The organism is Mobiluncus mulieris (genome assembly GCF_014204735.1).
GTDB lineage: Bacteria > Actinomycetota > Actinomycetes > Actinomycetales > Actinomycetaceae > Mobiluncus > Mobiluncus mulieris.
In genome coordinates this window covers 1453921-1477855 of the sequence record NZ_JACHMA010000001.1, presented here as the reverse complement: position 1 = coordinate 1477855, position 23935 = coordinate 1453921, and the positions used below count along the sequence as shown (strand labels likewise).

At 55.0% G+C, this 23935-nt stretch carries 32 protein-coding genes and 2 tRNA genes; 28 read left to right on the top strand and 6 right to left on the bottom strand.

The window, feature by feature from the left end; genetic code table 11:
* The first annotated feature begins 48 nt into the window (after positions 1 to 48).
* The 5 genes from prfB to smpB all read left to right on the top strand — a co-directional run bounded on the left by prfB (position 49) and on the right by smpB (position 5089).
* Entirely contained in the window at positions 49 to 1185 is a 1137-nt protein-coding gene (gene prfB, locus F4555_RS06715) for a peptide chain release factor 2 (protein WP_004011901.1), read from the top strand.
* 151 nt (positions 1186 to 1336) lie between these two features.
* Positions 1337 to 2116 (top strand): cell division ATP-binding protein FtsE, encoded by a 780-nt coding sequence (gene ftsE / locus F4555_RS06710; protein WP_004018462.1) that lies wholly within the window; start codon positions 1337 to 1339, stop codon positions 2114 to 2116.
* Complete coding sequence (ftsX, locus tag F4555_RS06705) at positions 2117 to 3031, top strand: permease-like cell division protein FtsX (RefSeq protein WP_004011903.1); 915 nt, start codon at positions 2117 to 2119, stop codon at positions 3029 to 3031.
* A 33-nt stretch (positions 3032 to 3064) separates the two neighbouring features.
* Entirely contained in the window at positions 3065 to 4471 is a 1407-nt protein-coding gene (locus tag F4555_RS06700) for a M23 family metallopeptidase (protein WP_115325915.1), read from the top strand.
* Between the two features lie 75 nt (positions 4472 to 4546).
* Entirely contained in the window at positions 4547 to 5089 is a 543-nt protein-coding gene (smpB, locus tag F4555_RS06695) for an SsrA-binding protein SmpB (protein WP_004011905.1), read from the top strand.
* Positions 5090 to 5675: 586 nt separating this feature from the next.
* Here smpB and F4555_RS06690 read toward each other — a convergent pair.
* Positions 5676 to 5749 (bottom strand) — tRNA-Ile (locus tag F4555_RS06690).
* A gap of 121 nt (positions 5750 to 5870) precedes the next feature.
* On the opposite strand from F4555_RS06690, the gene F4555_RS06685 reads away from it, so the two are divergent.
* Positions 5871 to 5945, top strand: a tRNA-Asn gene (locus F4555_RS06685).
* Here the strand turns inward: F4555_RS06685 and F4555_RS06680 are convergent.
* Positions 5904 to 6236 carry a helix-turn-helix domain-containing protein gene (locus tag F4555_RS06680; RefSeq protein ID WP_087942501.1) on the bottom strand — a complete coding sequence of 111 codons (333 nt, stop codon included), beginning with the start codon at positions 6234 to 6236 and terminating at the stop codon, positions 5904 to 5906. The two genes, F4555_RS06685 and F4555_RS06680, sit on opposite strands and share 42 nt — an antisense overlap.
* A gap of 102 nt (positions 6237 to 6338) precedes the next feature.
* On the opposite strand from F4555_RS06680, the gene F4555_RS06675 reads away from it, so the two are divergent.
* Complete coding sequence (locus F4555_RS06675; RefSeq protein ID WP_004016453.1) at positions 6339 to 6596, top strand: hypothetical protein; 258 nt, start codon at positions 6339 to 6341, stop codon at positions 6594 to 6596.
* Positions 6597 to 6601: 5 nt separating this feature from the next.
* Here the strand turns inward: F4555_RS06675 and F4555_RS06670 are convergent, their stop codons facing one another.
* Positions 6602 to 7033 carry an HIRAN domain-containing protein gene (locus F4555_RS06670; protein ID WP_004016454.1) on the bottom strand — a complete coding sequence of 144 codons (432 nt, stop codon included), beginning with the start codon at positions 7031 to 7033 and terminating at the stop codon, positions 6602 to 6604.
* Positions 7034 to 7063: 30 nt separating this feature from the next.
* Between F4555_RS06670 and F4555_RS06665 the strand changes: the two genes are divergently transcribed.
* From F4555_RS06665 to F4555_RS06640, 6 genes are all read left to right on the top strand, one after another.
* Positions 7064 to 7312 (top strand): hypothetical protein, encoded by a 249-nt coding sequence (locus F4555_RS06665; RefSeq protein WP_004016455.1) that lies wholly within the window; start codon positions 7064 to 7066, stop codon positions 7310 to 7312.
* 2 nt (positions 7313 to 7314) lie between these two features.
* Entirely contained in the window at positions 7315 to 7527 is a 213-nt protein-coding gene (locus F4555_RS06660; protein WP_036383826.1) for a hypothetical protein, read from the top strand.
* Entirely contained in the window at positions 7517 to 8491 is a 975-nt protein-coding gene (locus F4555_RS06655; RefSeq protein WP_115325916.1) for a hypothetical protein, read from the top strand. The genes F4555_RS06660 and F4555_RS06655 overlap by 11 nt, the downstream gene beginning before the upstream one ends.
* Positions 8488 to 8793: an HNH endonuclease gene (locus F4555_RS11565; protein WP_115325917.1), complete on the top strand. Its 306-nt coding sequence runs from the start codon at positions 8488 to 8490 to the stop codon at positions 8791 to 8793. The genes F4555_RS06655 and F4555_RS11565 overlap by 4 nt, the downstream gene beginning before the upstream one ends.
* A 107-nt stretch (positions 8794 to 8900) precedes the next feature.
* Entirely contained in the window at positions 8901 to 9257 is a 357-nt protein-coding gene (locus F4555_RS06645) for a hypothetical protein (RefSeq protein WP_255312882.1), read from the top strand.
* Complete coding sequence (locus tag F4555_RS06640) at positions 9247 to 10659, top strand: terminase large subunit domain-containing protein (protein ID WP_115325919.1); 1413 nt, start codon at positions 9247 to 9249, stop codon at positions 10657 to 10659. Before F4555_RS06645 ends, F4555_RS06640 begins: the two co-directional genes overlap by 11 nt.
* 118 nt (positions 10660 to 10777) lie before the next feature.
* On the opposite strand, the gene F4555_RS06635 is transcribed toward F4555_RS06640, so the two are convergent.
* Positions 10778 to 10960 carry a hypothetical protein gene (locus F4555_RS06635; protein ID WP_184076200.1) on the bottom strand — a complete coding sequence of 61 codons (183 nt, stop codon included), beginning with the start codon at positions 10958 to 10960 and terminating at the stop codon, positions 10778 to 10780.
* Here F4555_RS06635 and F4555_RS06630 point away from each other — a divergent pair.
* From F4555_RS06630 to F4555_RS06560, 15 genes are all read left to right on the top strand, one after another.
* The gene (locus F4555_RS06630; RefSeq protein WP_115325920.1) at positions 10945 to 12072 is read left to right on the top strand and encodes a phage portal protein; all 1128 of its coding nucleotides are present in this window, start codon (positions 10945 to 10947) and stop codon (positions 12070 to 12072) included. The genes F4555_RS06635 and F4555_RS06630 overlap by 16 nt on opposite strands.
* Positions 12065 to 13639 carry an HK97 family phage prohead protease gene (locus tag F4555_RS06625; protein ID WP_115325921.1) on the top strand — a complete coding sequence of 525 codons (1575 nt, stop codon included), beginning with the start codon at positions 12065 to 12067 and terminating at the stop codon, positions 13637 to 13639. Before F4555_RS06630 ends, F4555_RS06625 begins: the two co-directional genes overlap by 8 nt.
* Positions 13639 to 13977 (top strand): hypothetical protein, encoded by a 339-nt coding sequence (locus F4555_RS06620; protein WP_115325922.1) that lies wholly within the window; start codon positions 13639 to 13641, stop codon positions 13975 to 13977. The genes F4555_RS06625 and F4555_RS06620 overlap by 1 nt, the downstream gene beginning before the upstream one ends.
* Positions 13978 to 14343: a hypothetical protein gene (locus F4555_RS06615; RefSeq protein WP_115325923.1), complete on the top strand. Its 366-nt coding sequence runs from the start codon at positions 13978 to 13980 to the stop codon at positions 14341 to 14343. It abuts the gene before it with no gap.
* Between the two features lie 5 nt (positions 14344 to 14348).
* Positions 14349 to 14831, top strand: coding sequence for a hypothetical protein (locus F4555_RS11625; RefSeq protein ID WP_004016464.1), 483 nt, complete (start codon positions 14349 to 14351; stop codon positions 14829 to 14831).
* Positions 14831 to 15232 (top strand): HK97-gp10 family putative phage morphogenesis protein, encoded by a 402-nt coding sequence (locus F4555_RS06605; protein ID WP_115325924.1) that lies wholly within the window; start codon positions 14831 to 14833, stop codon positions 15230 to 15232. Before F4555_RS11625 ends, F4555_RS06605 begins: the two co-directional genes overlap by 1 nt.
* Before the next feature lies 1 nt (position 15233).
* Complete coding sequence (locus F4555_RS06600) at positions 15234 to 15584, top strand: hypothetical protein (protein WP_115325925.1); 351 nt, start codon at positions 15234 to 15236, stop codon at positions 15582 to 15584.
* Between the two features lie 91 nt (positions 15585 to 15675).
* Positions 15676 to 18159, top strand: coding sequence for a phage tail protein (locus tag F4555_RS06595; protein WP_115325926.1), 2484 nt, complete (start codon positions 15676 to 15678; stop codon positions 18157 to 18159).
* Complete coding sequence (locus tag F4555_RS06590) at positions 18156 to 20081, top strand: hypothetical protein (RefSeq protein ID WP_147286477.1); 1926 nt, start codon at positions 18156 to 18158, stop codon at positions 20079 to 20081. Before F4555_RS06595 ends, F4555_RS06590 begins: the two co-directional genes overlap by 4 nt.
* A complete protein-coding gene (locus F4555_RS06585) occupies positions 20081 to 20302 on the top strand; it encodes a hypothetical protein (RefSeq protein WP_115325928.1) in 222 nt (73 codons plus the stop codon). The genes F4555_RS06590 and F4555_RS06585 overlap by 1 nt, the downstream gene beginning before the upstream one ends.
* On the top strand, positions 20292 to 20684 hold the full coding sequence (locus F4555_RS06580; protein ID WP_115325929.1) for a hypothetical protein: 393 nt from the start codon (positions 20292 to 20294) through the stop codon (positions 20682 to 20684). Before F4555_RS06585 ends, F4555_RS06580 begins: the two co-directional genes overlap by 11 nt.
* A gap of 16 nt (positions 20685 to 20700) precedes the next feature.
* The gene (locus F4555_RS06575; protein ID WP_115325930.1) at positions 20701 to 21279 is read left to right on the top strand and encodes a serpin family protein; all 579 of its coding nucleotides are present in this window, start codon (positions 20701 to 20703) and stop codon (positions 21277 to 21279) included.
* Positions 21245 to 22036, top strand: coding sequence for a peptidoglycan recognition protein family protein (locus F4555_RS06570; RefSeq protein WP_115325931.1), 792 nt, complete (start codon positions 21245 to 21247; stop codon positions 22034 to 22036). The genes F4555_RS06575 and F4555_RS06570 overlap by 35 nt, the downstream gene beginning before the upstream one ends.
* Positions 22037 to 22058: 22 nt before the next feature.
* Positions 22059 to 22265, top strand: a complete 207-nt coding sequence (locus F4555_RS06565; RefSeq protein ID WP_115325932.1) for a phage holin — start codon at positions 22059 to 22061, stop codon at positions 22263 to 22265.
* A complete protein-coding gene (locus tag F4555_RS06560) occupies positions 22265 to 22525 on the top strand; it encodes a putative peptidoglycan binding domain-containing protein (RefSeq protein WP_115325933.1) in 261 nt (86 codons plus the stop codon). Before F4555_RS06565 ends, F4555_RS06560 begins: the two co-directional genes overlap by 1 nt.
* On the opposite strand, the gene F4555_RS06555 is transcribed toward F4555_RS06560, so the two are convergent.
* On the bottom strand, positions 22522 to 22731 hold the full coding sequence (locus F4555_RS06555; protein WP_115325934.1) for a helix-turn-helix transcriptional regulator: 210 nt from the start codon (positions 22729 to 22731) through the stop codon (positions 22522 to 22524). The genes F4555_RS06560 and F4555_RS06555 overlap by 4 nt on opposite strands.
* A 283-nt stretch (positions 22732 to 23014) precedes the next feature.
* Positions 23015 to 23812: a tyrosine-type recombinase/integrase gene (locus tag F4555_RS06550; RefSeq protein ID WP_115325935.1), complete on the bottom strand. Its 798-nt coding sequence runs from the start codon at positions 23810 to 23812 to the stop codon at positions 23015 to 23017.
* Positions 23813 to 23935 lie beyond the last annotated feature (123 nt).

Below are 23935 nucleotides of genomic sequence, written 5' to 3'. Positions count from 1 at the left end.
CTATTGCGTTTGGGGTTGGACTAAAGTTTGCAATAGGTTTAAAGCGTGATGACCCCAGATGATTTTGCGCCCCTGATTGAGAAACTGCAAGCCACTTTCGACACGGTGGAAGCCGTGATGGATCCGGCTTTGCTGCAAAAAAAGATTGCGGACTTGACCGCTCAGGCCAGCGCCCCCGATTTATGGGATGACCAGGAAAACGCCCAGAAAATAACCCAGACGCTCTCGGCTACCCAGTCTGATTTGGAGCGTCTGCAAACCATGAAAACCCGTCTGGAAGACTTCGCGGCGCTGGTGGAACTGGGCGGAGAGGAACTCATGAGCGAAGATGGCCGCGCCGACGGGCAAGCGATTATGGAAGATGCCGAGGCGACCTATAAAACCCTCGCCGCTGATTTGGCGGCCTTGGAAGTACGTACTTTGCTGAATGGGGAGTACGACGAACGTTTCGCGGTGGTTACTATTCGTTCTGGCGCGGGGGGAGTGGATGCCGCTGATTTCGCTCAGATGCTGTTGCGGATGTATCTGCGTTGGGCGGAGCGTCACGGGTATCCCACCAAGGTGATGGATACGTCTTACGCCGAAGAGGCTGGTATTAAGTCCGCGACTTTCGAAATCGACGCGCCTTATGCTTATGGACGGTTGTCGGTCGAGGCCGGCACCCACCGCCTGGCGCGGGTAAGTCCCTTTAACGCTGCCGGGAAACGTCAGACTTCTTTCGCGGCGGTGGAAGTAATCCCCTTGATTGAAACTACCGATCACATTGATGTGCCGGAAAGTGACATCAAAATCGACGTGTTTCGTTCGTCTGGTCCGGGGGGGCAGTCGGTGAATACTACGGATTCGGCGGTGCGCTTGACCCACCTGCCCACTGGTATTGTGATTTCCATGCAGGACGAGAAATCCCAAATCCAAAACCGCGCCGCCGCGATGCGAGTATTGCAGTCCCGATTGTTATTGCTGCGCCACCAGCAGGAACACGAGAAAAAGAAGGAACTGGCGGGGGATGTCAAGGCTTCTTGGGGAGACCAGATGCGATCCTATTTCCTTTATGGCCAGCAACTGGTGAAGGACTTGCGCACTGGGCACGAATCCAACAACCCCGATGCCGTGTTCGACGGCGACCTTGACGCTTTCATCGACGAAGGTATTCGGTGGCGTAAACACCAACAGTTGCACGCGTAAGGCTAGGGGTTTCTGTTAGCTTTCGGGTGCATGAGGTGCTGGCTCGAAATCAGGTTTTCACAAGGAGTTACGGATAAAACGCGTGTCAATGTGAAGTTATCAAAACGTTACCAATTAAGGTGGAAAAAAAGCCTAGGCAGGGAGAAACGGTTTGATAACCTTCGAAAACGTCACGAAGGTCTATAAGCGGGGCGCGCGCCCCGCCTTGGACCAGGTAAACCTCAGTATCGAGCGGGGGGAGTTCGTGTTTTTGGTGGGAACCTCGGGTTCCGGCAAATCCACTTTCCTGTCCTTGGTGCTGCGCGAATACGGCGTTACCGAAGGAAAAATTATGGTGCTGGGCAAGGACTTGGGTCGGATTTCGCGTTGGAAAGTGCCGCAGCTGCGCCGCCAACTGGGGGTGGTGTTTCAGGATTTCCGCCTGCTGGAAAACAAGAATGTTTACGATAATGTGGCGATAGCCTTGCAGGTTATCGGGAAACCACGCCGGGTGATTCGCCGGGTTGTTCCCGAAGTGTTACAAATGGTCGGTTTGGGGGGTAAAGACAAGCGTTTCCCCCACGAGCTTTCCGGTGGGGAGCAACAGCGCGTCGCGATTGCGCGTGCCATGGTGAACCGCCCGCCAATCTTGTTGGCCGACGAGCCTACCGGGAACCTCGACCCCGCGACTTCGCTGGGGATTATGCGCCTTTTGGATCGTATCAACCGGGCGGGAACCACTGTGGTGATGGCTACTCATGACGAGGAAATCGTCAACCAGATGCGTAAACGTGTCATCGAGCTCGACGAAGGGCGCGTGGTTCGTGACCAAGACCGGGGGATATACGGCGGCTTGGCTCCGCGTGGTGAAGCCGCTCTCGGTTCCACCACTGGCAAATCCGGGAAAACCGCTCGTCCCGGCCATGAAACCACCACAGCGGAGGGAATCTAGATGCGTCTTGCCTTTGTGTTATCCCAAGTCGGCCAGGGTTTGCGCCGTAACCTGGCGATGAGTGTTGCGGTGATTATCGTCACCTGTGTGTCGCTGCTGTTCGTAGGCTCGGCTGCCTTGGCGCAAATCCAGATTAACAATCTGCGTGATACCTGGTACGGGAAAATCGAGATTTCCGTGTCTATGTGCGCGAAAAACGACCTGTCGCGCGGCTGTAACGGCCAGGAAGCTACCTCGGAACAAATCAACGCGGTGGAAACCCTGTTGAAATCCGAGCGGCTCAAGCCCTATGTCGAAAACGTGTATTTCGAGTCCAAAGAGGAAGCCTACCAGACCTTCAAGAATCTGATGGGTTCCGAGGGGGTTTACCAATATGTTACGGCCGATATGATGCCGGCATCTTTCCGCATCAAACTGGTTGATCCCCAGAAATACCGCGCCGTGGTCGAGGAAATCCAGGGTCGTCCCGGGGTGGCTCAGGTCATCGATCAAAAGAAAATCCTGGAAAAGCTGTTTTCTGGTTTGAACCAGGCCACGATGCTTTCGATTGGCCTGGCGGTAGCGATGATTGTGGCGGCGGTGCTGTTGATTACCACCACAATCAGGCTTTCCGCGATGAGCCGCGAACGCGAGACGTCCATTATGCGTCTGGTGGGGGCTTCTAATCTGTTTGTGCAGCTGCCCTTCATGGTTGAGGGCGCGATTGCCGCGACCATTGGTGCCCTCGCGGCGGTGGGGGTGCTGTGGGGGACGGTAAAGTTCCTGGTTGGCGAGTGGCTGGATGGTCTTTCCGGGACGGTGCGGATTATCAGTGAACGTGATGTGTGGCTGATTTCCCCAGTGTTGGTGTTGGCGGCGATTGTGTTGGCCGTGTTGGCTTCGGCGGTTTCGCTGAACCGCTATACGCGGGTTTGAGGTGACGGTGAACCGGTCGGAAGCAGGATGAGAATGAAACTTAGAGGTGTGATGCGCGTCCGCAGTTTGTGGCGGGTTTCCCTGGTGGGGGCGGTGTTCCTGACGATGGTGAGTCTCGGTGGGGTTGCCGAGGCTGTTCCGCGTGGGGTTTCGGGGGGCGTCGGGGTTTCGGGGGTGCCGATTCATGAGGTGCCAGCCCAGATTCCCGGCGTAAGTTCAATATCCCGGATGGCACCTCATGCAGTGGCGTCCACCGAAAGCACCGCCAAACGCAAGCGTTTGGAACAGAAAAAAACCACCGCGAAAAAGAAAGAAACCGCACTGGCCATCCAGCTTGAGGGCGTGAAAGCCAACCTGGTGGAACTGGCGTTACAGTTGGAACGCACCAAAAACGCTATCCCTATCGCGCAAAGCGAACTGGCCGATGCGGAAGAGAAACTCGCGGGAACTCGGCGGGAACTGGCCACGGTGCAAGCCCGGCTAAAGAATGCCCAAAAGCAGAAAGCGAAACTGCAAGGCGACATCGAATCCGGCGAGAAAGCCATCGCTAGAACCCAGGTCACGATTGGGCAAATCGCACAGCAGGCCTATCGGGGTCAGAAACTGGATGCCTCGGTGTGGACGTTGCTGTGGGATGCGCGATCCGCCGATGAACTGGCGATTCGTGCCCAAGCGGTGAACCGGGCGGCACAGTCCCAAAACCAGGTGATACAGGCCGCCGAGGAAGCGAAAGCGGTGGCGGCTAATGCGCGGGCGCGTCAAGAGGCCGTGACGGTGCGCATCGGCGAATTGGAAGTTCGGGCGCGCGGGGCAGTGGCGGCGGCGGATGCAGCCAAGCAAGCGGAACAAAAACAGCTTGCCGAGTTGCAAACCTTGCAAGGCCGCCAAGCCGTCCAGCAACAGCAGCTGAACAGCCAGAAATCGGCCTTTGAACAGGAAATTCGGGCACAACAGGCTGCCCAGGCCGAGGCCGCGCGCCAAATCGCCCAACTGGTTAAAGAAGCCCGCAGAATGCAAGCCCGGGTGATTACGGGGGGAGTTTTTGGGGCACCCCTTTCGGTTTTGAATCGCACTTCGCCTTTCGGGTGGCGCACGCACCCTATTCTTAATACCAGGATGCTGCATTCGGGGACGGATTTGGCCATGCCCTGCGGTTCGCCGGTTTTTGCTTCTCAGTCTGGAACTGTGCGTACGTCACAGGGCGATGGTTACGGGAACCGGATTATTGTTAATCACGGGACTATCAACGGGATAGCCTGGCAGACGGCTTATGCGCACCTTTCTGCGTTTAAGGTGGCTGGTGGCCAGCACGTCGAGAAAGGCCAGGTTATTGGGCTAGTGGGTTCTACGGGGTTGTCCACCGGTTGTCACCTGCATTTTGAGACGTGGAAGAACGGCACCCCGATTGATTCGTATCAGGTGTTGATGGGCAGTTTGTAGGGTTGGGGTGCGTCGGGTGGCGTTTCATGAGGTGCCAGCGGGGGATTACCGCTTCGGCTGGTAGGATTGGCTTTTATGGGTAAAAAGAATGCAGCTGGGAAATCTGGGGGCAGCGCGAAAATGACGCCGGCGCAGAAAGCCAAGGCGGCGGCCGATGCCAAGAAGGTCATTGCACGCAACAAAAAGGCCGCGCATGACTATTTTCTAGAGGATCGCCTTGAGGCGGGTCTGTCGCTGACTGGAACCGAAGTAAAAGCCTTGCGGATGGGTCGCGCATCCTTGAGTGAGGCCTGGGTCGAGATTGACCGGGGCGAGGCTTGGTTGCAGGGGGCGAATATTCCCGAGTATTTTTACGGGTCGTGGACGAATCACTCGCCCAAACGGAAGCGGAGATTGTTGCTGCATAAGCGCGAGATTCTGCGCTTAGAGAACGGGGTGGCGGCGAAGGGTTACACGGTGGTGCCGGTGGAGTTGTATTTTATTGGCGGTCGCGCCAAGGTCGAGATTGCTTTGGCTCGCGGCAAACAGGAATGGGACAAGCGCCAGACCATCCGCGAGCGCGAGGATAACCGCGAGGCACAGCGTGCGCTGCGCGACGCGAATCGCCGTCGCGGGTAGTGTTCGCTGCCTCGTTCGGTTTCATGAGGTGCTTGTTTCTTACTTCGGGATGGGCACAGAACAGACAGATGTAGACATCTCGGTATTGGGATAATCCTGTGACCTGGGGTGTTAGGATGGCAATTAATTTAGCAAAATGTTTATGTGTCTGTTTGGCTTCGGGTGCGGCCTTGAAGGATGCGATGGTGGTGCCTGTCGATGTCGGTGACAGGCACCGCCAGCTTTGGTTTTAACCTCCGTGAATTCCGTTGGTCTGTCTGCAAGATAATGCGCGAACGTGAAGTGGTCTGGGTTTTTCCTTGGCGGGTACCTTTTTTCTGTTATTTCATGTTTGCTGGTGTTTCTGCCGTTGTTCGGGGGGCACCAAAGACGAAAACTGTTTCGCTTATGTCCTGGGTATGTCCTGACGGTGTGTCCTGGGTATGTCCTGACGGTGTGTCCTGGGTATGTCCTGACGGTGTGTCCTGGGTATGTCCTGACGGTGTGTCCTGGGTATGTCCTGACGGTGTGTCCTGGGTATGTCCTGACAGGGTATCCAGGTTTATCAAAACTAGATTTTCTAGCGTTATTGCAAGGTTTATAGCAGTGCCCTGTGTGGGGCTCGAACCCACGACCAACGGATTATGAGTCCGCTGCTCTAACCGACTGAGCTAACAGGGCATATGTATCCTAACAAGTTCTGGGGGCAGTGGCGAAACCGATACGCCGTTTCTGGCATTTTTCCTTGTCGTGGCACCAAATAGACAAACTGGGTATAAGTCTGTTAGACTTATACCCGCAATCCCGCGTAGCTCAACGGCAGAGCGTCCGACTGTTAATCGGCAGGTTGCTGGTTCGAATCCAGCCGCGGGAGCCACGAACCAAGATTGCCGCCCTTCGGGGCGGTTTTTTCATATCCCAGACCGCCACGCGGCGGGGTAACAAGTTCAATGACCGAAACGCCTAGCAAATACGAAACTGTATCCAGTTCTGCCAGTTGCCACGGTATGACACCACGCCACCGCCGATTAATCTGCGATTGGGTAATGCCAAGAGCGCGGCCTAGCTCACTCTGAGAGTAGCCGCGCCGCGCCGCTTCAGCGCGTATATTGGCCGCAACGATGCTGGCCGTATCAATGTTCGAAGGTGCGATTTGTGCAATGCTCATACGCCCATTCTATGCGAAAAGCGCATAACAATCAACGGCAAAATCCTATCTAGGGCGCGTGTCGCTTGCCTAAACTATGTGAAAAATGCTTAACTTGTGTGCATGGAACTTAATGACATGGTGACTAGAGCCGTAAAAAAGCACCTAGAAATCAAGAAACTCTCACAATCGAGACTTGCAAAAAACATTGCTTACCAGCAGTCTCGCTTCAATCGCCGCATGAACGGACAAATCCCTTGGTCCTTGAGAGACATCGAGCGTTTGCAGAATGCTGGCGTGGAAATCCCTGGAATCGCGGTAGGACACCACGCGGGGAGCGTGGTCATCGATGACCACGCTCTACTGGTAGAGGAAGGTTAGCGATGCTAAGACCAGATGTTTACCAGGTAGAGGTTTTTCCACCAGTAAAGCTCAGCTGTCGCGGTAATCTTCCATGTCTGCTTCCGGTTAATCGGCGGAATCTTGGCGTGGATATATGCCGTCATGTCCGCTGGAATGTACCCAAGTTGCTGCATCCTCGGGGTAAACACCGCGATAGCATCCGGATCCTTCGGATTGTCAGGCTCTGGCATAAGGACTACTTTCACGCGAATCCGCTTCCCAGACCTGTCGCACCCAGATTCTTTAGCGAACTGCCTAAACGCGGATTGTCTGTAGGACGCGCCGGCAATGGTGAACGCCTCGGGATTGGCCTCCATCTCAAGCCTCGCATTCTGCTTCGCATTTTGTTTCGACTGCTTTTCGGCTTCTTTAGCGGCCTTTTCAATGGCCTTACCCAGTTTCTTCATAAAACCCATGAGTCCCAATTTACAAGGAAGTGAAGCCCTATGAACATGAAATTACGGGAAGAACACATCAGATCTAGGCGTGTGACGCGCGCGTTGCAGAACGCTAAGCGCGAGCTGGATACAGCCTTGCGGTATATGAAGCCTAGTGAGACTTTCAAGGATTCCTCGATAGATGACTACACGCGCCGCGCCGTCTACCTCATTGACGATGCTATCGACGAGGCGCTAGACGTAGGCCTTGACCTGTCTAGCAAGCGTCTCGGTGAGGCGCTCGAGGAGCGGGGATAGCCGTGATAGCAGGATTCTATGTACCACGAAGACGCTTGCGACGCGACCGCGCTTTAGCCGCGCTGGTGGCAGCTCACCTGGAAATCGAGGCCGCTCTGTTTCAGCTGGTGCAAATGCGGCCAGCGCCGGGGCGTAGTCATGAGCTGGCGGTTGGAGCCTTGGACGCGCTGCTTGACGCTATCCAGGAGCTGAAAGGGGAGCCTCATGGCGCTTAGTGTTGAGACCCCCGCGCCTGTCTTGTACCGCTCGCTTTGCCGTGCGGGGTGGGGCGAGCTCGCTGGCCGCGAGTGGCAGGGCGTGCGATCTACCCTGGGTGCGATTGTGAACCGCGCCCGCTCTAAGCAGGGCATCGATTGCACTGTCTGGCAAATCGCGCAATCAGCAGGCCTAAGTGAGAAGTGGACATCACGTTGCCTACTAATCCTAGAGGGCTTAGGCGTTATCACCTGGCAACGCGGCCTAATCGAAGAGGGCAAGCCTAAGCCTGGCTTCATAACTGTTTGCCGTCACGTGCTGCTAGATCTCGTGCGACAGGCCTGGAAACAGGGCTACTCGAAATGGACAGAGCGCCGCGCCGAGACCGCCCGCCGTCTAGCGCTACTCAAAAAAGCAACCGCTAATATCCGCAGGTCACGCCGTACGGAACTAAGTTCACACCTCAATTCTGAATATCTCTCAGCGCCTCAAAGCGCTGAGAGAGATATTCAGGCACAGACACCCCCACCTGATTGGGCTATAGGAAAGGAAGATACTATGACCAGCGCAATCGCTAGCGATGAGGATAACCCGCTATGCCCGCATGGCTACACGAAGGGAGGTACTGCTTGCCCCTCATGCAACCGAATAAACGACCGACCAGAGAAACGCAGGTGGACTAAGAAACAGCAAGCAGAGTGGAGGAACCGCAAGGCGCGGGAGAATCTAGCCTTGTTGAACCAGCAGACGGAGGCCAAGAGAATCGCTGAGGCTGCTGAATGGGAACGTTTGCATCCCATTCCTGCTGGTATGAGCGGCGCTAACTGGTGCCTGCTATGCCAGTCATATCATGAACGCCTGGAAGGCCAGGCCTATATGGAACATGTCAGGGAGCATGACCCTGCAATGTATCGGCGCTTGATGGAGCGCGAGGGTAAGAGTAGCCAGTACACGCCGGACGCTACCGCTTGGATAGGCCGATGAGCTGGGGAGGCAGGAAGATACGCGACCTTTCGCGTCTGGCAGTCTCGATGTACGGGGCACGCTGCTGCTATTGCAGGGAGCCTATTCTGGCCGAGTACTCTAACGCTGCTGTCTATGGGCACAACCACCCGAAACGTTTGAGCCTGGAGCATCTGGTACCACGGAGCCGTGGCGGTAGCGACAGTATCGAAAACCTCAGACCCTGCCACTTCGGTTGTAACGCACGCCGGGGCAACCGCCACCTACCGCCCCGCCCTACCCGCTGCGACCCGTCGGTGTTCCCCCCAGGTTTTTTCCAATAGCACCCCTGGGAAATAGATCACGGCAGCCTTTCTTTATCTCCAAAAGCCTGTAAAAAAACGTTGGAATGACGCGGAAAATCCGGAAATCGAACCGAAAGGAAACATGTATGAGTGAGATAGAACCGAATCCTGGTTGGCAACCTGAGCTACCGGGGCTAGGTGATCCCTTCATGGCCTCGAATGCCATGGTGAAAGCCGTTAGAGCAAAGATAGAATCGCTTGACCTCACTGTTGAGCAGACTCTACAGCTCGCAGCAGAGATTCAGCTGCTTTACTCGCTGGCTCACGAGCTAGACGTGGCGTTTGCTGCTGGCCGTAAGACTATCGCGCACGTCACGATGATTGGCCAGTTCAAAGAACTACTAGGCGCGTTGCCACAGTCCACTACTAGCAACGCGGTGGATCCCTACGAGGTATTCCTAGATCAACTCAATCAGGAAGCAGACCTGAATCATGTCGCCTAAGTATGCCACTAAGCGGAATCCCGCGAACCCGACTACCGGCGGGCAAGTCGAACTCGTAGCGCGTTTCCTACAGACCCCGCTAATGCCCTGGCAGAAACTCGTGGCGGAAGTGGCGTGCGAGCGTCAAGCCGCGAATCCTGAGCGTGCTCGCTACCAGCGCGTTATAGTGACAGTCCCTAGGCAGTCTGGTAAGACAACGTTGATTAAAGCGCTTATGGCCGCCGTGGCACAAGCGAATCCTGGTTGCAAAGTGTACTACACGGCGCAGACCCGTAAGGACGCGGTGGAGAAATGGGGCGAACTCGCAAAGCAGCTGCGCAAGGAGATGGGCACGGGGCCTGACGGTAAGCCCCGCGTGAAAGTCCTGGAAGGCACGGGTAACGAGAAAATCGTGTTTCAGGGTACTGAATCGGTTATACAGCCCTTTGCGCCTACCCCTGGCGGGCTACACGGCGCTACTTCACCGTTAGCGATTGTGGATGAGGCGTGGGCATTTGACCAAGCCCAGGGCGATGATTTGATGGCCGCACTAAACCCGGTAGGGTTGACTATCCCTCACTCGCAAGTATGGATTATCTCCACCGCCGGGGACACGCGCTCACAGTGGCTAAAGTCATTGGTGGATGATGGACGCGCCGCCACCAGTGACCCGGACGCGACGACCGCCTTCTTTGAATGGTCCGCTGATGAGGAAACCGCCGACGCTGACCTACGCGGGGACGCGGCGCTGTCATTTCACCCAGCGCTGGGCTACACTCAAGAGCTTTGGAAGTTGAAAGCCCTGGGGAAGGACGAGAAAGACCACTTGTACCGACGGGCTTATTTGAATCTCTGGCCTACGAATGCGCAAACCTCAATCATCGACCTAGAGACGTGGGACGGACTCGCAACCGAGATTAGCGAGACACCGACCGGGGCTACGATTGCTTTTGACATAGCGGAGGGGCGCACCGGCGCGACCATCTACGCCGCCTGGCAACAAGACGATAGCGTTTGCTTGCATCGGCTTATCTCGAAAGCAGGCGCGGCCTGGATAGAAAAAGCCATCGAACACTTGCAAGACACCCTCGCCCCCGCCGCGCTGGTAGCAGACGACTCGGGGGATAACCGGCCTATAATCGAAGGATTGCGCCGCGCCGGAGCCACCATCTACGCGCTGAAACCCAAAGAATACGCCACCGCTAACAGTGAATTCTTATCGCGTATCACCGCCGGGAGGCTCACCCATGATGGTACCCCGGAAATCAAAGATGCCTTTGCTCATGCGGTGTTGAAACCAATGGCCGGAGGAATGGCCATAAGCCCTAGGCATTCTACCGGCGCGGTAGATACCGCCCGCGCCGCTATCGCCGCTTTGTATGGTGCTCTGAATTTTGATTCCCGCCCCCAAATCTTCCTATAGAAAGAAACTGTTATGTCTACTCGTTGGATAGATTCATCTGACTATACGCATTTGGCGATGTGCCCTTGCGGATGGAGGCAGCTCTGTCTCACCCCCGAGCGTGCCGAAAACGCGCTGATTAAACATGAGGCTGGTTGGCACCCCCAGAGGCACACCGCGCGTAACGCAATCCATAACTACCACTACCGCGCGAGGCAAAAAGAGACTCGCCACCCAGGCGACAAGCTGAATGCGACACGCCGTAACCCCCCGGAATCGTGATGTCGTCTTTGGATACTGGAATACATGAAGTTGTTTCCATTCCTCAAACGCGAAGCAAAGGTAGTAACCAATCCCGCCGTGCTACCACCGAACCGGGAAGGCTACTTAGCGCTGTCTCCACGACAGGCAATGAGTCTAGAAGCCGTGTACCGTGCGCTGTCTATCCTGGAAACCGCCGCTAAGCAGCTGACCATCGATGCTTGGCGCGGGAAAGACCTACTCGACCCCCCGCCTTCTATTGTTCGCCGCCCCAATATAGGCTCGACACAATCGCGCTTCATTGTGGAAACCGTCGCGTCGCTCGCACAGCGGGGCAACGCGTATTGGCTTATCACCCGCGCCCCGAGCGGGCAAATCCTTACCCTCGATGTCCTACCGCCCTTGGAGGTTACACCGAAGCAGAATCCGCAAACCAAAATCATTGATTACACCTACCAAGGCCGACTCTACACGACTCGCGATATTTGCCATTTGAAACTACTTACTGTCGCTGGGGAAGTTGAAGGCTTGGGTCCTATCCAGGCCGCGCGGCGTAACCTCGCAGGTGCTTTGGATTTAGCAGACTATGCTTCGAGCCTGGTAAACGGCGGGGGAATCCCCACCGGTATTTTGACTTCAGACCAGGCCATTAGCCCCTCGCTGGCTCAGGAGACCAGGGAGGAATGGAATCAAACCCAAGCGATTGGTAAAGGCATCGCAGTTTTAGGCAAGGGTACTAAATTTCAGGTTCTTTCGCTGAAACCGGAGGAGATTCAGTTTCTGGAAACCCAAAACTTCAATGTTACCCAAATAGCGCGCCTGTTTGGTATCCCGGCGCGTCTCATGCTCGCGCCACTCAAGGGTTCTTCGACTACTTACGCGAATGCTCAACAGGAAGATTTGCAGTTTGTGAAGTGGACGCTCATGGCCTACCTTAGGGAAATCGAGGCCGCGCTATCTGACATTCTGCCGCATGGGCAAACCGCGCGTTTCAACCTTGACGCGCTTTTGCGTACCGACACCTACACGCGCTATCAGGCGCATCAAATCGGGATTAGCGCCGGATTCCTTACTATCGATGAAGTCCGAGCCATCGAAGGCCTACCACCCCTACAAGTGACACCAACTCCTGAACCTGAGCCTGAGTCGGAAAGTGAGAATACCAATGCCTAGCGAAATCTTTCACCGCGCCACCGCCCTAGCTCGCACTGATACCGAAGAACGCGAGATTATCGGCCTGGGCGTGCCCTACGATGATGAAACCGAAATCTGGGAAGGATTCTTCGAGCGGATCGCCCCCGGCGCGGTAACCGTGCCGAAAGCCGGTTGCAAACTACTTGCTGAACACCGCAAGCCCATCGGCACCGTGGAAGGACGCGACACCCCGCAAGGATGGAAAATCATCGGCAAAATCGCGAACACACCCGCCGGGGATGAAGCCCTGGAACTCGCCCGCGCCGCCGTGTACACCGGGCTTAGTATCGGCTTCCAGGCTTTGGAATACAACGACACCCAGCAAGAAGACGGGGTACACCGTGAAATCACGAAAGCCCTAGTCATGGAAGTATCCCTAACTCCATTCCCCGCCTATGAAAACGCCACAGTAGAAAAAGTCCGACAAAAACCAACTAGAAAGGAAACCCAAATGGACACCGAAACCAAAGAAACCAACGCCGCAAGCGTGGAAACCGATAACCTACGCGATCTTCGCACTAGCGTGGAAGACCTAACCCGCGCCGTGGAAATCCTGAAAACCACCCCGCCCTGGCAAGACCCCGCCAAGGTCGCGCCGGATACCCGTAGCGCTGCCACATTCATCAAATCTGCTCTAGGCGGTAATGAAGATGACCAAGCCGCGCTGCGCTCCATCCAAGAGCGAGCCTACAGCGGTGGCACCAGCGCCGATACCGTGCTGACCCCGCAATGGGCGGGTGACCTGACCCGCCTGGTAGACCAAGGCGCGGGAATCCGCAGCTTGTTTTCCACCGGCAATTTGCCTTCCGAGGGCTTTACCCTGGAATACGCACAGTTGAAAGCTAATACGGTTACGGTCGCTAAACAGGCCAAGGAAGGCGACAACCTGGCTATGGGCAACCTGAAGGTGGAAACCAAAACCGCCCAGATAGAGACCTTCGGCGGCGCTACCTCGCTGTCTCGCCAAGAAATCGAGCGCGGCCACGTACGCATCCTTGACCATCATCTACGCGCTATGGCTATCGCTGCTGGGCAAACCGCCCGCCAGTCTTTCCATGAGACCTATGACACCACCGTGAAGGCTGCGACCCAGAAACTGACCGGCAAATCTCTAGCCACTATGGCCTGGGGCGATTGGGTAGACGCGGTGGTAGACGCGGCGCTACTCTTCGAGCAACAAGGCCTAACCATCGACAACCTAATCGTAGACAAGAATGTTTTCAAACATCTCGCCAAGATGGAAGGCAAAGACGGAAGGCCGCTTTTGACCATGCATGACGGCGGGGTAAACACTCTCGGAACCCTGACTGCTTCGGGCTTGAAAGGCGGCCTACTCAACATCCCCGTAGTACTTGATACTGACGCAACCACCGCTAGCGCGGTGTTCCAAAACAAGCTCGCTATCCGCAGCTATCTTTCTTCCTTGGTTCGTTTGCAAGACGAGAATATCTTGAACTTGTCTAAGGATTTCAGCGTGTATTTCTACGCGGCCTACGCGGCGGAAATGCCCGCAGCACTGGTACCTGTTAGTGGATTGGCCGGATAATGAGCGTCGGAATCCCTAGACCTACGCCTTCGGAGCTATCCGAGCACCTGGGAGGCAGCAATGCCACCACCCAGGCGCTCGCAGCGTGCATCGATGAGGCCGTGGCACTCGTGGCAACCCTGATGGTGGACGCGAGGGAAACTACCCCGCCCCCGCCCGCTATCGTGAAACGCGCCGTGCTGGACACCGCCGCCGATCTCTACGCCCGTAAAGCAGCACCTAACGGCGTGAAATCCTACGCGGATCTCGACGGCGGGCAAACCATCCGCCTTCGCCTAGATCCGCTGGCTCAGGCACGTGCCACTCTCGCACCTTTCCTAAGAATGGCGGTGGCCTAAATGATAGCCCAAGCCAGACGTGAACTAAAGGAATCCTTACAAGAGGGATTTCCCGAAGTCAAAGTGTATGCTTTTCCGCCCGATCGCCTGGAAGGACCGGCCGTAATCTTGGACACTGCCCCCGCAGTGGACACCGGCGACACCTACCAGAGCTTCAATATCGGTTTCAAAATCACCCTAATCGCCGCCCGAGCAGGTGATCTTGAGATTGAAGTAAGCAGCCTGGACGCTATGATTTCCGCTCTGCTAGCGACCCTGGAAAACAGTGAAATCTCTGGTGGGAGCCACTTCATCGCGCAGGCCGCCGATGGACAACAATTCTTAGCCTATGAACTCACAGCCACTACCGACTATCGAAAGGAATAATAATCATGGCTTACAAATCATCTGATCGCATCTACGGAACCGGCCTACTACTGAAAATCGGCGGGCAAGACCATTGGGCAGATTGCACCAAATGCGAACTGAAAACCCGCAAAGCAGACAAAGGAACTACCACCTTTGCTGACGCGGCTAACGGGGACGCTGGCCAAGAATGGTATTTTGCTATTACCGCCGTGCAATCCACCGACCCCGCTTCTTTCTGGTCGTGGATTTGGGATCACGTCGGGGAAGAACTCGAATACGTTTATGCCCCGCATGGCAACGCGCAGCCCACCGCCGCGAAGCCGCATTTCACGGGGAAAGTCAAAATCGAAAACCGTGAAGGCCTTGGCGGCGGCGCTGGCTCTAGCAGCTATGATTTCGAGACCGAGATTCCCTGCACCGCCACCCCCACCAAGGTAACCAGCGGGGGAGCGGTAGAGGGCGCGGGCATGGAAGCCGGGAAACCCAAGCCAACAGGTAGTCGGTAATGCGTCGCCGGGGCACAAAAACCGCGATAGTAGAGACGGGTTGCGAAATCCACGGCTTAGGCCGGGCAATGAGCCGCATGAAAAAAGCCACTGGCTCACTCGAAGGACTGCAACCCGCTTTCCGCAGAATCGCAGATCACGGCGCAAACCAGTTAAGAAAACTCGTACCAGTTAGAACCGGGCACCTCAAAGGCACAATAAAATCCCTGAAACGCGCCAGGAAAGCAACTGTATCAATCGGAACAAGGAAATATTGGTATGGGGTATTTCCTAATTACGGAACCAAATACCAAAAAACGCAGAACTTTGTGGATAAAGCCATAAACGCCTCGTATCCCTACGCGCAATTCATGTTCCATAAAGAAGTTGAAAAAAAGCTACGAATATACGGATTGGACTAAAATGGATATTAGTAACCTCACTATCGGAGAGATTGCCGCTGTAGAAAAATACTCAGGTAAGAAACTCGGAGAAATCTCTGAAGCTGCTGAAGGCAACAATGTAGATGTGCGTCTCATGACCGCCCTAGCTTTAGTGTTTGCCAAGCGCGGGGGATTCCCCCAGGCCACTATGGACGACATCGAGCAGCTGAACATGGACGAAATAGCCGCGCTGCTAGAGAAACCCACTCAGCACGTAGCGAAACGCTCGGAAATCGCCGAAGCTATCGCCGCTAGCCTGCCGCCCCTGGACGCGGAGACGGTGGGGGAATTGAGCGGGGCTACACCGAAGACTACGCCGGATTTGCGCTGAATCTCGGTTTTAGCCCCGAAACCTACTACACCCTCACGCTCAAAGAGCGTGAGGAAATCATCAAACTAGCCCAAGAAAGGAGGTGAACAATATGGCGGGCTCTAGGCCTAAAATCGTGATTGATATTCTGGCTTCCGCTGGGCAAGCCAGAAAAGAAATCGAGAAACTACACGGGCAAATCCAAAGCAAATTCTCGAAAATATCCGGGACGGCTAAAGGGCTAGGCCTGGCTATGGTTGGGGCTACCGCCGGGGCAGTGGCTCTGACTAAAACCTTGATAACCAGCGGGGAAACCGCTGGAACGTCTAACGCGCGTATCGGGCAAGTAGCTAAATCCATGGGACTGTTCGGCAACCAAACCCAGCAGGTAACCGACCGGCTAGTAAAACTCGCTAACGTCACCGCCCGACAAACCGGGGTAGACCAAAACCAAATCAAACTCACCCAGGCCAAGCTAATGTCCTTCAAGGAACTGGCCGCGACCGCCGGGAAAGTCGGAGACCACTTTGACCGCGCGACCAAGGCCGCCGTGGACATGGGTGCGGCGGGCTTCGGTAGCGCTGAGCAAAACGCCGTGCAACTCGGCAAGGCCTTGAATGACCCGATTAAAGGGATTACCGCTCTGGCTCGCTCTGGCGTGACTTTCACCCAAGCGGAAAAAGACAAAATCAAGGCACTCGTGGAATCAAACAAGATGCACGAAGCCCAAGGCTTGGTTCTTTCCGCTATCGAAAAACAGGTGGGAGGCGTAGCGCTCGCTACCGCTAACGGCACCGACAAAATCAAAGTAGCTTGGAGCCAAGTCAAAGAAAAACTAGGGCAACAAGTAGTACCCCTAGTAGACAAGCTCGCGTCTTTCATTACTGACAGGGTAATGCCCGCCTTCGACCGATGGTCAGAAACCTCAGGGCAAAAACTAGGACCCGCACTAGAAAAAATCGGCGCATTCCTCGCTAACACCGTAGCGCCCGCGCTTATGACGATGCTGCCGCTAATCATGCAAATAGGCACAGCTTCCGCCCCTATCATCCAACAAATAGCGGTAATGCTGCTACCAGCTTTGCAAGCGCTCACCGCCGCGATCTCAGCACACCCCGCGCTTTTCGCCGCGATAGCCACCGCCGTAACCGGCCTTGCTGGTGGCATTGCCCTGTTTTCCAAAGGACTACAAGCCGCCTCGGTAGCGACCAAAGCCTACGCGGCGGTGCAAGGCATCCTCAACGCCGTCATGGCCGCGAACCCCATCGGCCTCGTAGTCATCGCTATCGCCGCCCTCGTGGCCGCATTCATCTACGCCTGGAACAACTGCAAAACCTTCCGAGACACTTTGATAGGCGCGTGGAACGCCATCAAGACCGCCACCGAAACCGTATGGAACGCAATCCGTGACTTCTTCATCAGCGCGTGGGAGGCCATAAAAAACACCTTCATCAACTCGCTTAGCTTCGTCGTAGGACACTGGCAGACCATATGGAACACCGTACAAAACATATTCACCACAATTTGGACGGCAATCAAAGACTTCTTCACGATGATATGGGAAGCCCTCAAGGCCGCCTTCATCGCATATTTGCAGTTCGTGGTGAACTACTGGCAGACCATCTGGAACGCTATCAAGGCCTTCTTCGAGGTGATTTGGAAAGGCATCCAAGCCTTCGCTAAGGCCGCGTGGAAAGCCTTCCAGAAAGCCCTCACCGCATTCTTGAAATTCATCAGCGATCTTTGGAAAAAAACCTGGAACGCTATCAAAGCCTTCTTCACCTCTACCTGGAACGCGCTGAAAGCCTTCGCTTTGAACGTTTGGAACGCGCTCAAAGCCTTCTTCCTTAACTGGATGAAAATCACGCGCCAGTTCTGGCAAAACACCTGGAACGCTATCAAAGCCTTCTTCATCAACGCCTGGAACACCATGAAGGCAACGTTTATCAATGTGATGAACACCATGCGCAACCTGGCCAAGCAAACCATGGACAGGATAGTTAACTTCTTCAAAACCGCCTGGGACACCGCCAAAAAGATTGTCCTTGACGCTTGGAACGCTGTAGTCGATTCCATCCGCAACGGCATCGATAACGCCGTGAAATGGGTAGCCGGGCTAGGCTCTCGCGTGAACTCAGCAATCGGAGACCTAGGCAGTTTGCTCGTAGCCCCCGGTAAAGCGCTCTTGGATGGTTTCTTTAGGGGTATTTCCGCTGGTTGGGAGGAAGTGAAAAAGAAAGTCTCAGGTTTCGCCGCGTGGATTGCCGCGCATAAAGGACCTATCGACTACGACCGGGTTCTACTCGAACCGGCGGGCAAGGCCATTATGCAGGGCTTGATGAACGGAATTGAATCCCAGCGCGGTAACCTGAAACGGCAGCTAAACGTCTTGTCTAGCGACATCGCAGGTAACACTTTCACCGCGCCGGGCTTCGAGCTAGGAGCCTTAACCAGGAACGACAACTACTCGAAAACCCGTGCCCCTGAGATTCATATTCACGTAAACGCGCTTAACCCCAGCGTGGAAACTGGGCGGGTAATAGCAGAAGCATTGAACGAGCATTACGCTGTAAACGGGAGCGACAGGAACCTATGAGACCCCACAGCCCCGCCCCGATACTACCACCAGACCTTGCACATTGGCAGGGGCTAGTAGACCCGCGCTTCTATCCATCAGGCGTGTTTACCGCCACCACCGAAGAGATAGTTACCGTGCCCTTTGATTTGCTACGCCCCGGTACTTTGCACACCCTGAAACTCACACTCTCAGCGGAACCAGCGGATCCGCCCAAGCCCAAGGAAGACGAACCACAACCAGCGAAACCGCCCGCGCCTCGCGTGGTGCAAGTTTCTTTCGGGGAAGACCTCAAAATCTTGGAGCCTGGCCGAAACCAGCTAATCATGCACACGCTGTCTATCCTGCCAGTGTCTTTGACTATCAGCGGCGCAAAGTCGATACAAGTAACCGCCCTAGAGCTGCTTTGCGACCAACCCTCAAAGTCACAGCCCCTACCTTACGATTTGATTGGCCTGGAAATCGAAGCATCCACCCATGCCCCGGCCTTCCGCATCGGGAAATCGAAAATCGGGCAAGACCCGCTTGGCGGCGGCGCGGTGTACTCTAAGGGATTCCGTATAGGCCAATCCCACCTAGACACCGACCGCCTACCCCAAGGACTACCTGAATTGGCATGGCGTGACATTTGTGGTCCTGCAATGACCCTACAGATTAGGCGTGGCGCGGCCTCGCAAGGCGTGCTACCAGTAGCCCAAGCTGGAACCCTTACCGTCACCCTGAAAAATATCGACCCGCGCGAGCTTTGGCTACGTCACGGGCTAAAAGTACGCTGCTACCACCGGCTCACCCGGCAACTTATTTTTACCGGCTATTTGCGGAAAATGAAATATGAACCCCGTAAAGGGCATTTACGCAAGTACTCGACTTGCACCCTAGAGTTCGTGGACGTGGTAGGGAAACTCGCTGCTACTACCCGCTACGGCGTACGCAAAGACGGGGAAACCCTCACCGAACGCCTAAAACGCCTGATTGGGGATACCGCGCCCTACGAAATCTTCGACACCGCCCCGGCGGTAGACAACCGGCTATCAGCAACGGTCAGGGAAGCCCCGCTCGCCACGCACCTGGACATGGCCATAGCCTCGGTAGGTGGCGCGTGGTGGACACAGCCAGACGGAAAACTGATCTTTACCCCCGATAGCGACGTGATGCCACACAACCCGATTCCCTGGTTCATCATCGGAAAATCGCCCCTAGACGCGCACCGCATCGCACCCCAAGGCGCGAGCATCGCCCCCATACTAACCGACCCAGCAGACGTGCCACCCGGTGCGACCGCTGGCTTCACCATCGGCAAATCTAAACTAGACATCGACTATTTGGCGGTGGGTAACCCCCGCCCGCTAGAACCCTTGTTCACTATCGGAGAATCGCCCTTAGACGGCGCGATACTAGGCGAGCCGCCGATTAAGACCGCGTGGGCAATCCCAGTACCCCAGCAACCACCGTTGTTTACCGACCGGTACAGGGATACGAAAGAAGCGCCCTGGTACTACATCGACGTAACCCCCAGCTTTGATTCCGCTGAGGAACTATCCCAAGTCAAAGTAGAAAATCACACCGCAACCACACAAAACGGCACCTGGCAAGACGCAACTAAAACCTACACCGCGACATCCTTAGCCGCGCTGGAAACCTACGGAGCGCAAGCCAAAACCTTTACCGCCACCGTGGCCACCCCCGAAGGCGCGCAAGCCCTAGCCGACTACGTGCTAGCCCGCCCGGTAATCGCTGACCCCAACACCCTAAACGTAAACAGCGTGCAAGTAAACGCCCTGGCCGCGCCCTTACGCAGCGTCATAACCCGTCTTTTCGACCACGTAAAAATCGAGTTCGAGCACCGTATATCTGAGCACCGTATCTACGCTATCGAAAACCGGCTCACACCCTACACCTGGCTAACCCGCTATTACATGATTCAAGCAAGGAGAAAACAATAATGACAGATGAAGCACCACCTATTTTCAAGCCTGGCGACATACTCACCGCCGACCAAATCAACCGCTGGATGGTAGAAGCACCCGAGAAAGACCTGGCCACCTACCACGCCACAGTTAAGCCCCTAATCGACGGGCTAGAACAGAAAATCAAAAACGCATCCAACCCCGAAGCATCCCCCGCGCTCTGGATCCAAAACGGAGGTGGTCCCCTTGCCAACTAAAACCTTTCGAGACGGCGAAATACTCACCGCCGCCGACGTAAACAACTACCTCGTAAACGACCCTACCGCGCTCACCAAAGCGATAGAGGAAACCCGCGCCGCCATCAAAGAAGCTGAAGCATATTTGGCCGCGAACCCACCAGGTCCACACCTCGACTACGGACGCATCCTCTACATCTTCGCCAAAAAATATAAGTCTTTCAGGAAAGGAAGACAACCAGAACTCAAAGAAGACGGCCTAATCATATTCCCCGAATTCTGCGAAGTACTCCTATATAGAAACCCCGGAGGAAACATCTCCATCGAAAGAAACATCGTACGAATCACCGGCGACCTAGACGACGGCGGGGAAATCAGCGCTATATTCAAAATCCACTTCTAAAAAGGGAGACTTCATCATGATATTCACCGACGGGCAACTGCTTACCGCCACCGATATAAACAATTTTCTTTTGAACCGGGAAACCAACCCCGAACTCGACAAGGCAAAAACCCAAGCCCTGCAACACATTGAGGAACTCAAAACCTCAATCCCGAAAGGCGGGAAACCGCTAGACGAATTGCCGGAATACTATTTCAACTCTGAAGCTGTCGTCATGCAAGCCTGGAGCCTCAAATACACAAGGAATAAAGAGGAAGTCAGGTATAAGGACAATGACTGGATAGAAATCCAGGCAGAAGATAGTATTCTTTTCCCTAAGTACTTTCTCACCTATGACCACAAGACCATGACAATAGATACATTTAGCTCATGGGAGGAAAATATGGGCAAAAATCTCATAGAACATGATGGTTGGCCGCACAAACCTGTATATAAGCCAAGCAGTTATATCCATGCCCCGCAAGAAATCCGTTTCATCACCTTCAGCAGCAAAAAAACCAAACTAAAAATTGATTACAACATTAGCTACCTTGATAACACTTCACTAGAGGAGGTGCCCGATGACCTCACCAAACTACTCGCCGCGCAACGGTAAAACACCCCAATTTATTGTGATCCACTGGTGGGGCTTGCCTGAATGGCACCGCAACGCAGATCCCGCCGGGGTAATCAAGCACCTTTGCACCCCCGCTAGCCAAGTATCGGCTCACGCCGTAGTCTGGCCAGGCGGTGTAAAAGAGCTAGTGGATCCGCAATACGCCGCCTGGCACGCAATGCAGGTTAACCCGATTTCCATCGGGATAGAGTGCTGGCCATGGGACGGGCAATCACCACACGACCTAATCCACGCCACTTTGGAAAACCTCGCCCAACAAATCGCCCGCTACTATCGGCTCTACCCACACCTCGCAAATGTGCGACTACACCCGCATTCCGAGCATGTCGCCACCGACTGCCCCGGCGACTACTACCGCCCGCGCCTCGACCAAATCCACCAACGCGCCCTCGAAATCTACCAAGGAAAACCTACTAAACCTAAAAGAAAGGAAAACCCCAAAATGATAATCTTCCGCACCCCCGATGGAGTATGCACCCTCTTTATCAACGGAGAAATGAAACAAAACCCCAGCGCGCCGCTGCTGCAAGGCTTGCAGGCAATCGGCGTGCCCGTGCTTGATCTGTCCCATAAGGATTTGGAATTCCTGAAGCCCTCGCCCGACAATGCCGCCGTACCAAGCCGCGTGCGTGCGTTACTTGACGTAGTAACCGATAACCCAAAAATGCCCGCCTGGCTAAAACAACACTCACTGCTAGGCAAAATCCAGGCCGTGATGGGCATCCCCCAACGCTAAAACTAGACAGAAAGGCAGACCAATGGCTAAACACGCGAATAAAGAACTAATCCCCGCCCCCGTACGTACCTGGATCTACGGAATCATAACCGCTGCAATCCCCTTGCTCACCGCCTACGGAATCCTGAGCGCGGAAACCGCGCCGCTCTGGCTCGCGTTGGCCGGGGCGCTACTAGCCACCTCGACCGCCCTAGCCTACCGACCCACCCGAGACAAGGAACAAAACTAATGCCTACATTCCTAACTGATTTGACTGGGCTAGGAGCCGTACTATCCGGTATCGCCGCGATAATCGCCGCAATCTACGCGAAAACCGCCGCGAAAGAAATGAAACCCAACCACGGCAGCTCAATGCGCGACCTCATGGACTCCATGAACGACCGCATCAAAGCCATGGGCTACCGGCAAGGCGAGCTACACGACCATGTGCAAAACGCACTCGAAGACCACCGCCGAATCTGGCAACACATCGAAAAACTAGAAAACTAGCGGTGCAAATCTGTTCTAGCGCCCCTGCCAGGACGATTAGCAAGCCAAGCGTCTACTGTCTCGACTGACCACCCATAGGCCGTGACCTTCTCACCTGTCCCGATTTCTACATCAGGCTCAGGCAGATAACCCCTAGCGAAATAAGCCTTAACCGTGCCATAAGCAAGCCCCGCGCGCTCTGCGACCCCTTGTAGCGAAAGAAACATAGCCCTACTCCTTTGCCGGTTTTTAGGGAAGCCCTCGCCCCTTTTCACGGGGACGAGGGCAATTTCCCCTTACTCCTGAGGCGGATTCTTATGCATCTTTTCCCAAATGAGAATTACTGCTAGAATGGCCTCAGGAAGGGAAATCAGAATTTCGATGAACACGCTCATCGGTTCTTCCTTTCCCTATAGCCCCAAGTTGCACCTTGGGGCTTAACCATTGTTAGGGCGGTTGCCCTAACAACAAATACATTACAACTAATCTCATGTAATGTCAAGTTAGGGATTAACATTGCGCTGCTGCAACCGCTCGCATGAGCGGATCCAAATCCAACTGGATATAGCGCTTTGTCGTGTCTGTTTTGGCGTGCCCCATCACCGCACCGACAGCAAGCAAATCATGTGTCGCGCGATACGCCACTGTTCCGAAGCGGTGGCGTAGCGCGTGCCCGGTTACCCCCGCTGGTAGGTACTCGCCAAGTAGCTTTGCCGTGTATTGTGCGCTCAAGTGTCCGTCTATACGCCCTGGGAACAGCCACCCAGGGCATTGCTCTAGGTGATAAATCAGTGTCCTATCTTGTACCGGGATAATGCGGACGCGACCACCCTTGCCCTTCACTCGCAGTAGCTCTCCATCCCAATCTGAGCCGCGTAACTTGGCGATTTCACACGCGCGTAACCCGCAAAACGCCGCGAAACGCACCATTAGCGCTGTTCTATCAGGCGCGTTTGCAAGCGCGTGTCTTACCGCAGCTTCCGGAGCTGGCCGGGGAACTCCATCGGGAACGTGTACCGGGGCAAGCCCTAAAGTTGGATCTTTCTTAACGATTTCCTCGCGAACAAGGTATTTGAAAAATGTGGATGCTACACCTTGAGCGCTTCGCCGTGTCTCTGGTTGCCAATCGTGCTCAGATAGCCACACCTCAAGGCGCTCAGTGGTTACATGTGCCGGGCAAGGCGCGATTCCTGCCAGTAGCCCCATGTAGTAGCGATGGATTCTAATCGTACCGGGGGAGCGCCCCGCCGCTTTGAGGTGACGTAAATAAGCACTGGTGGCACCTGGCCACGTTTTTCGAGTTTCCATGAAAGAAAACTTCTATGCAACCAAAGCACACTCTACCGGCGCAAACGTGTAATCGGCAGGTTGCTGGTTCGAATCCAGCCGCGGGAGCCAGAAATCCCCCTTACAAACCCGCTTTGAATTTGG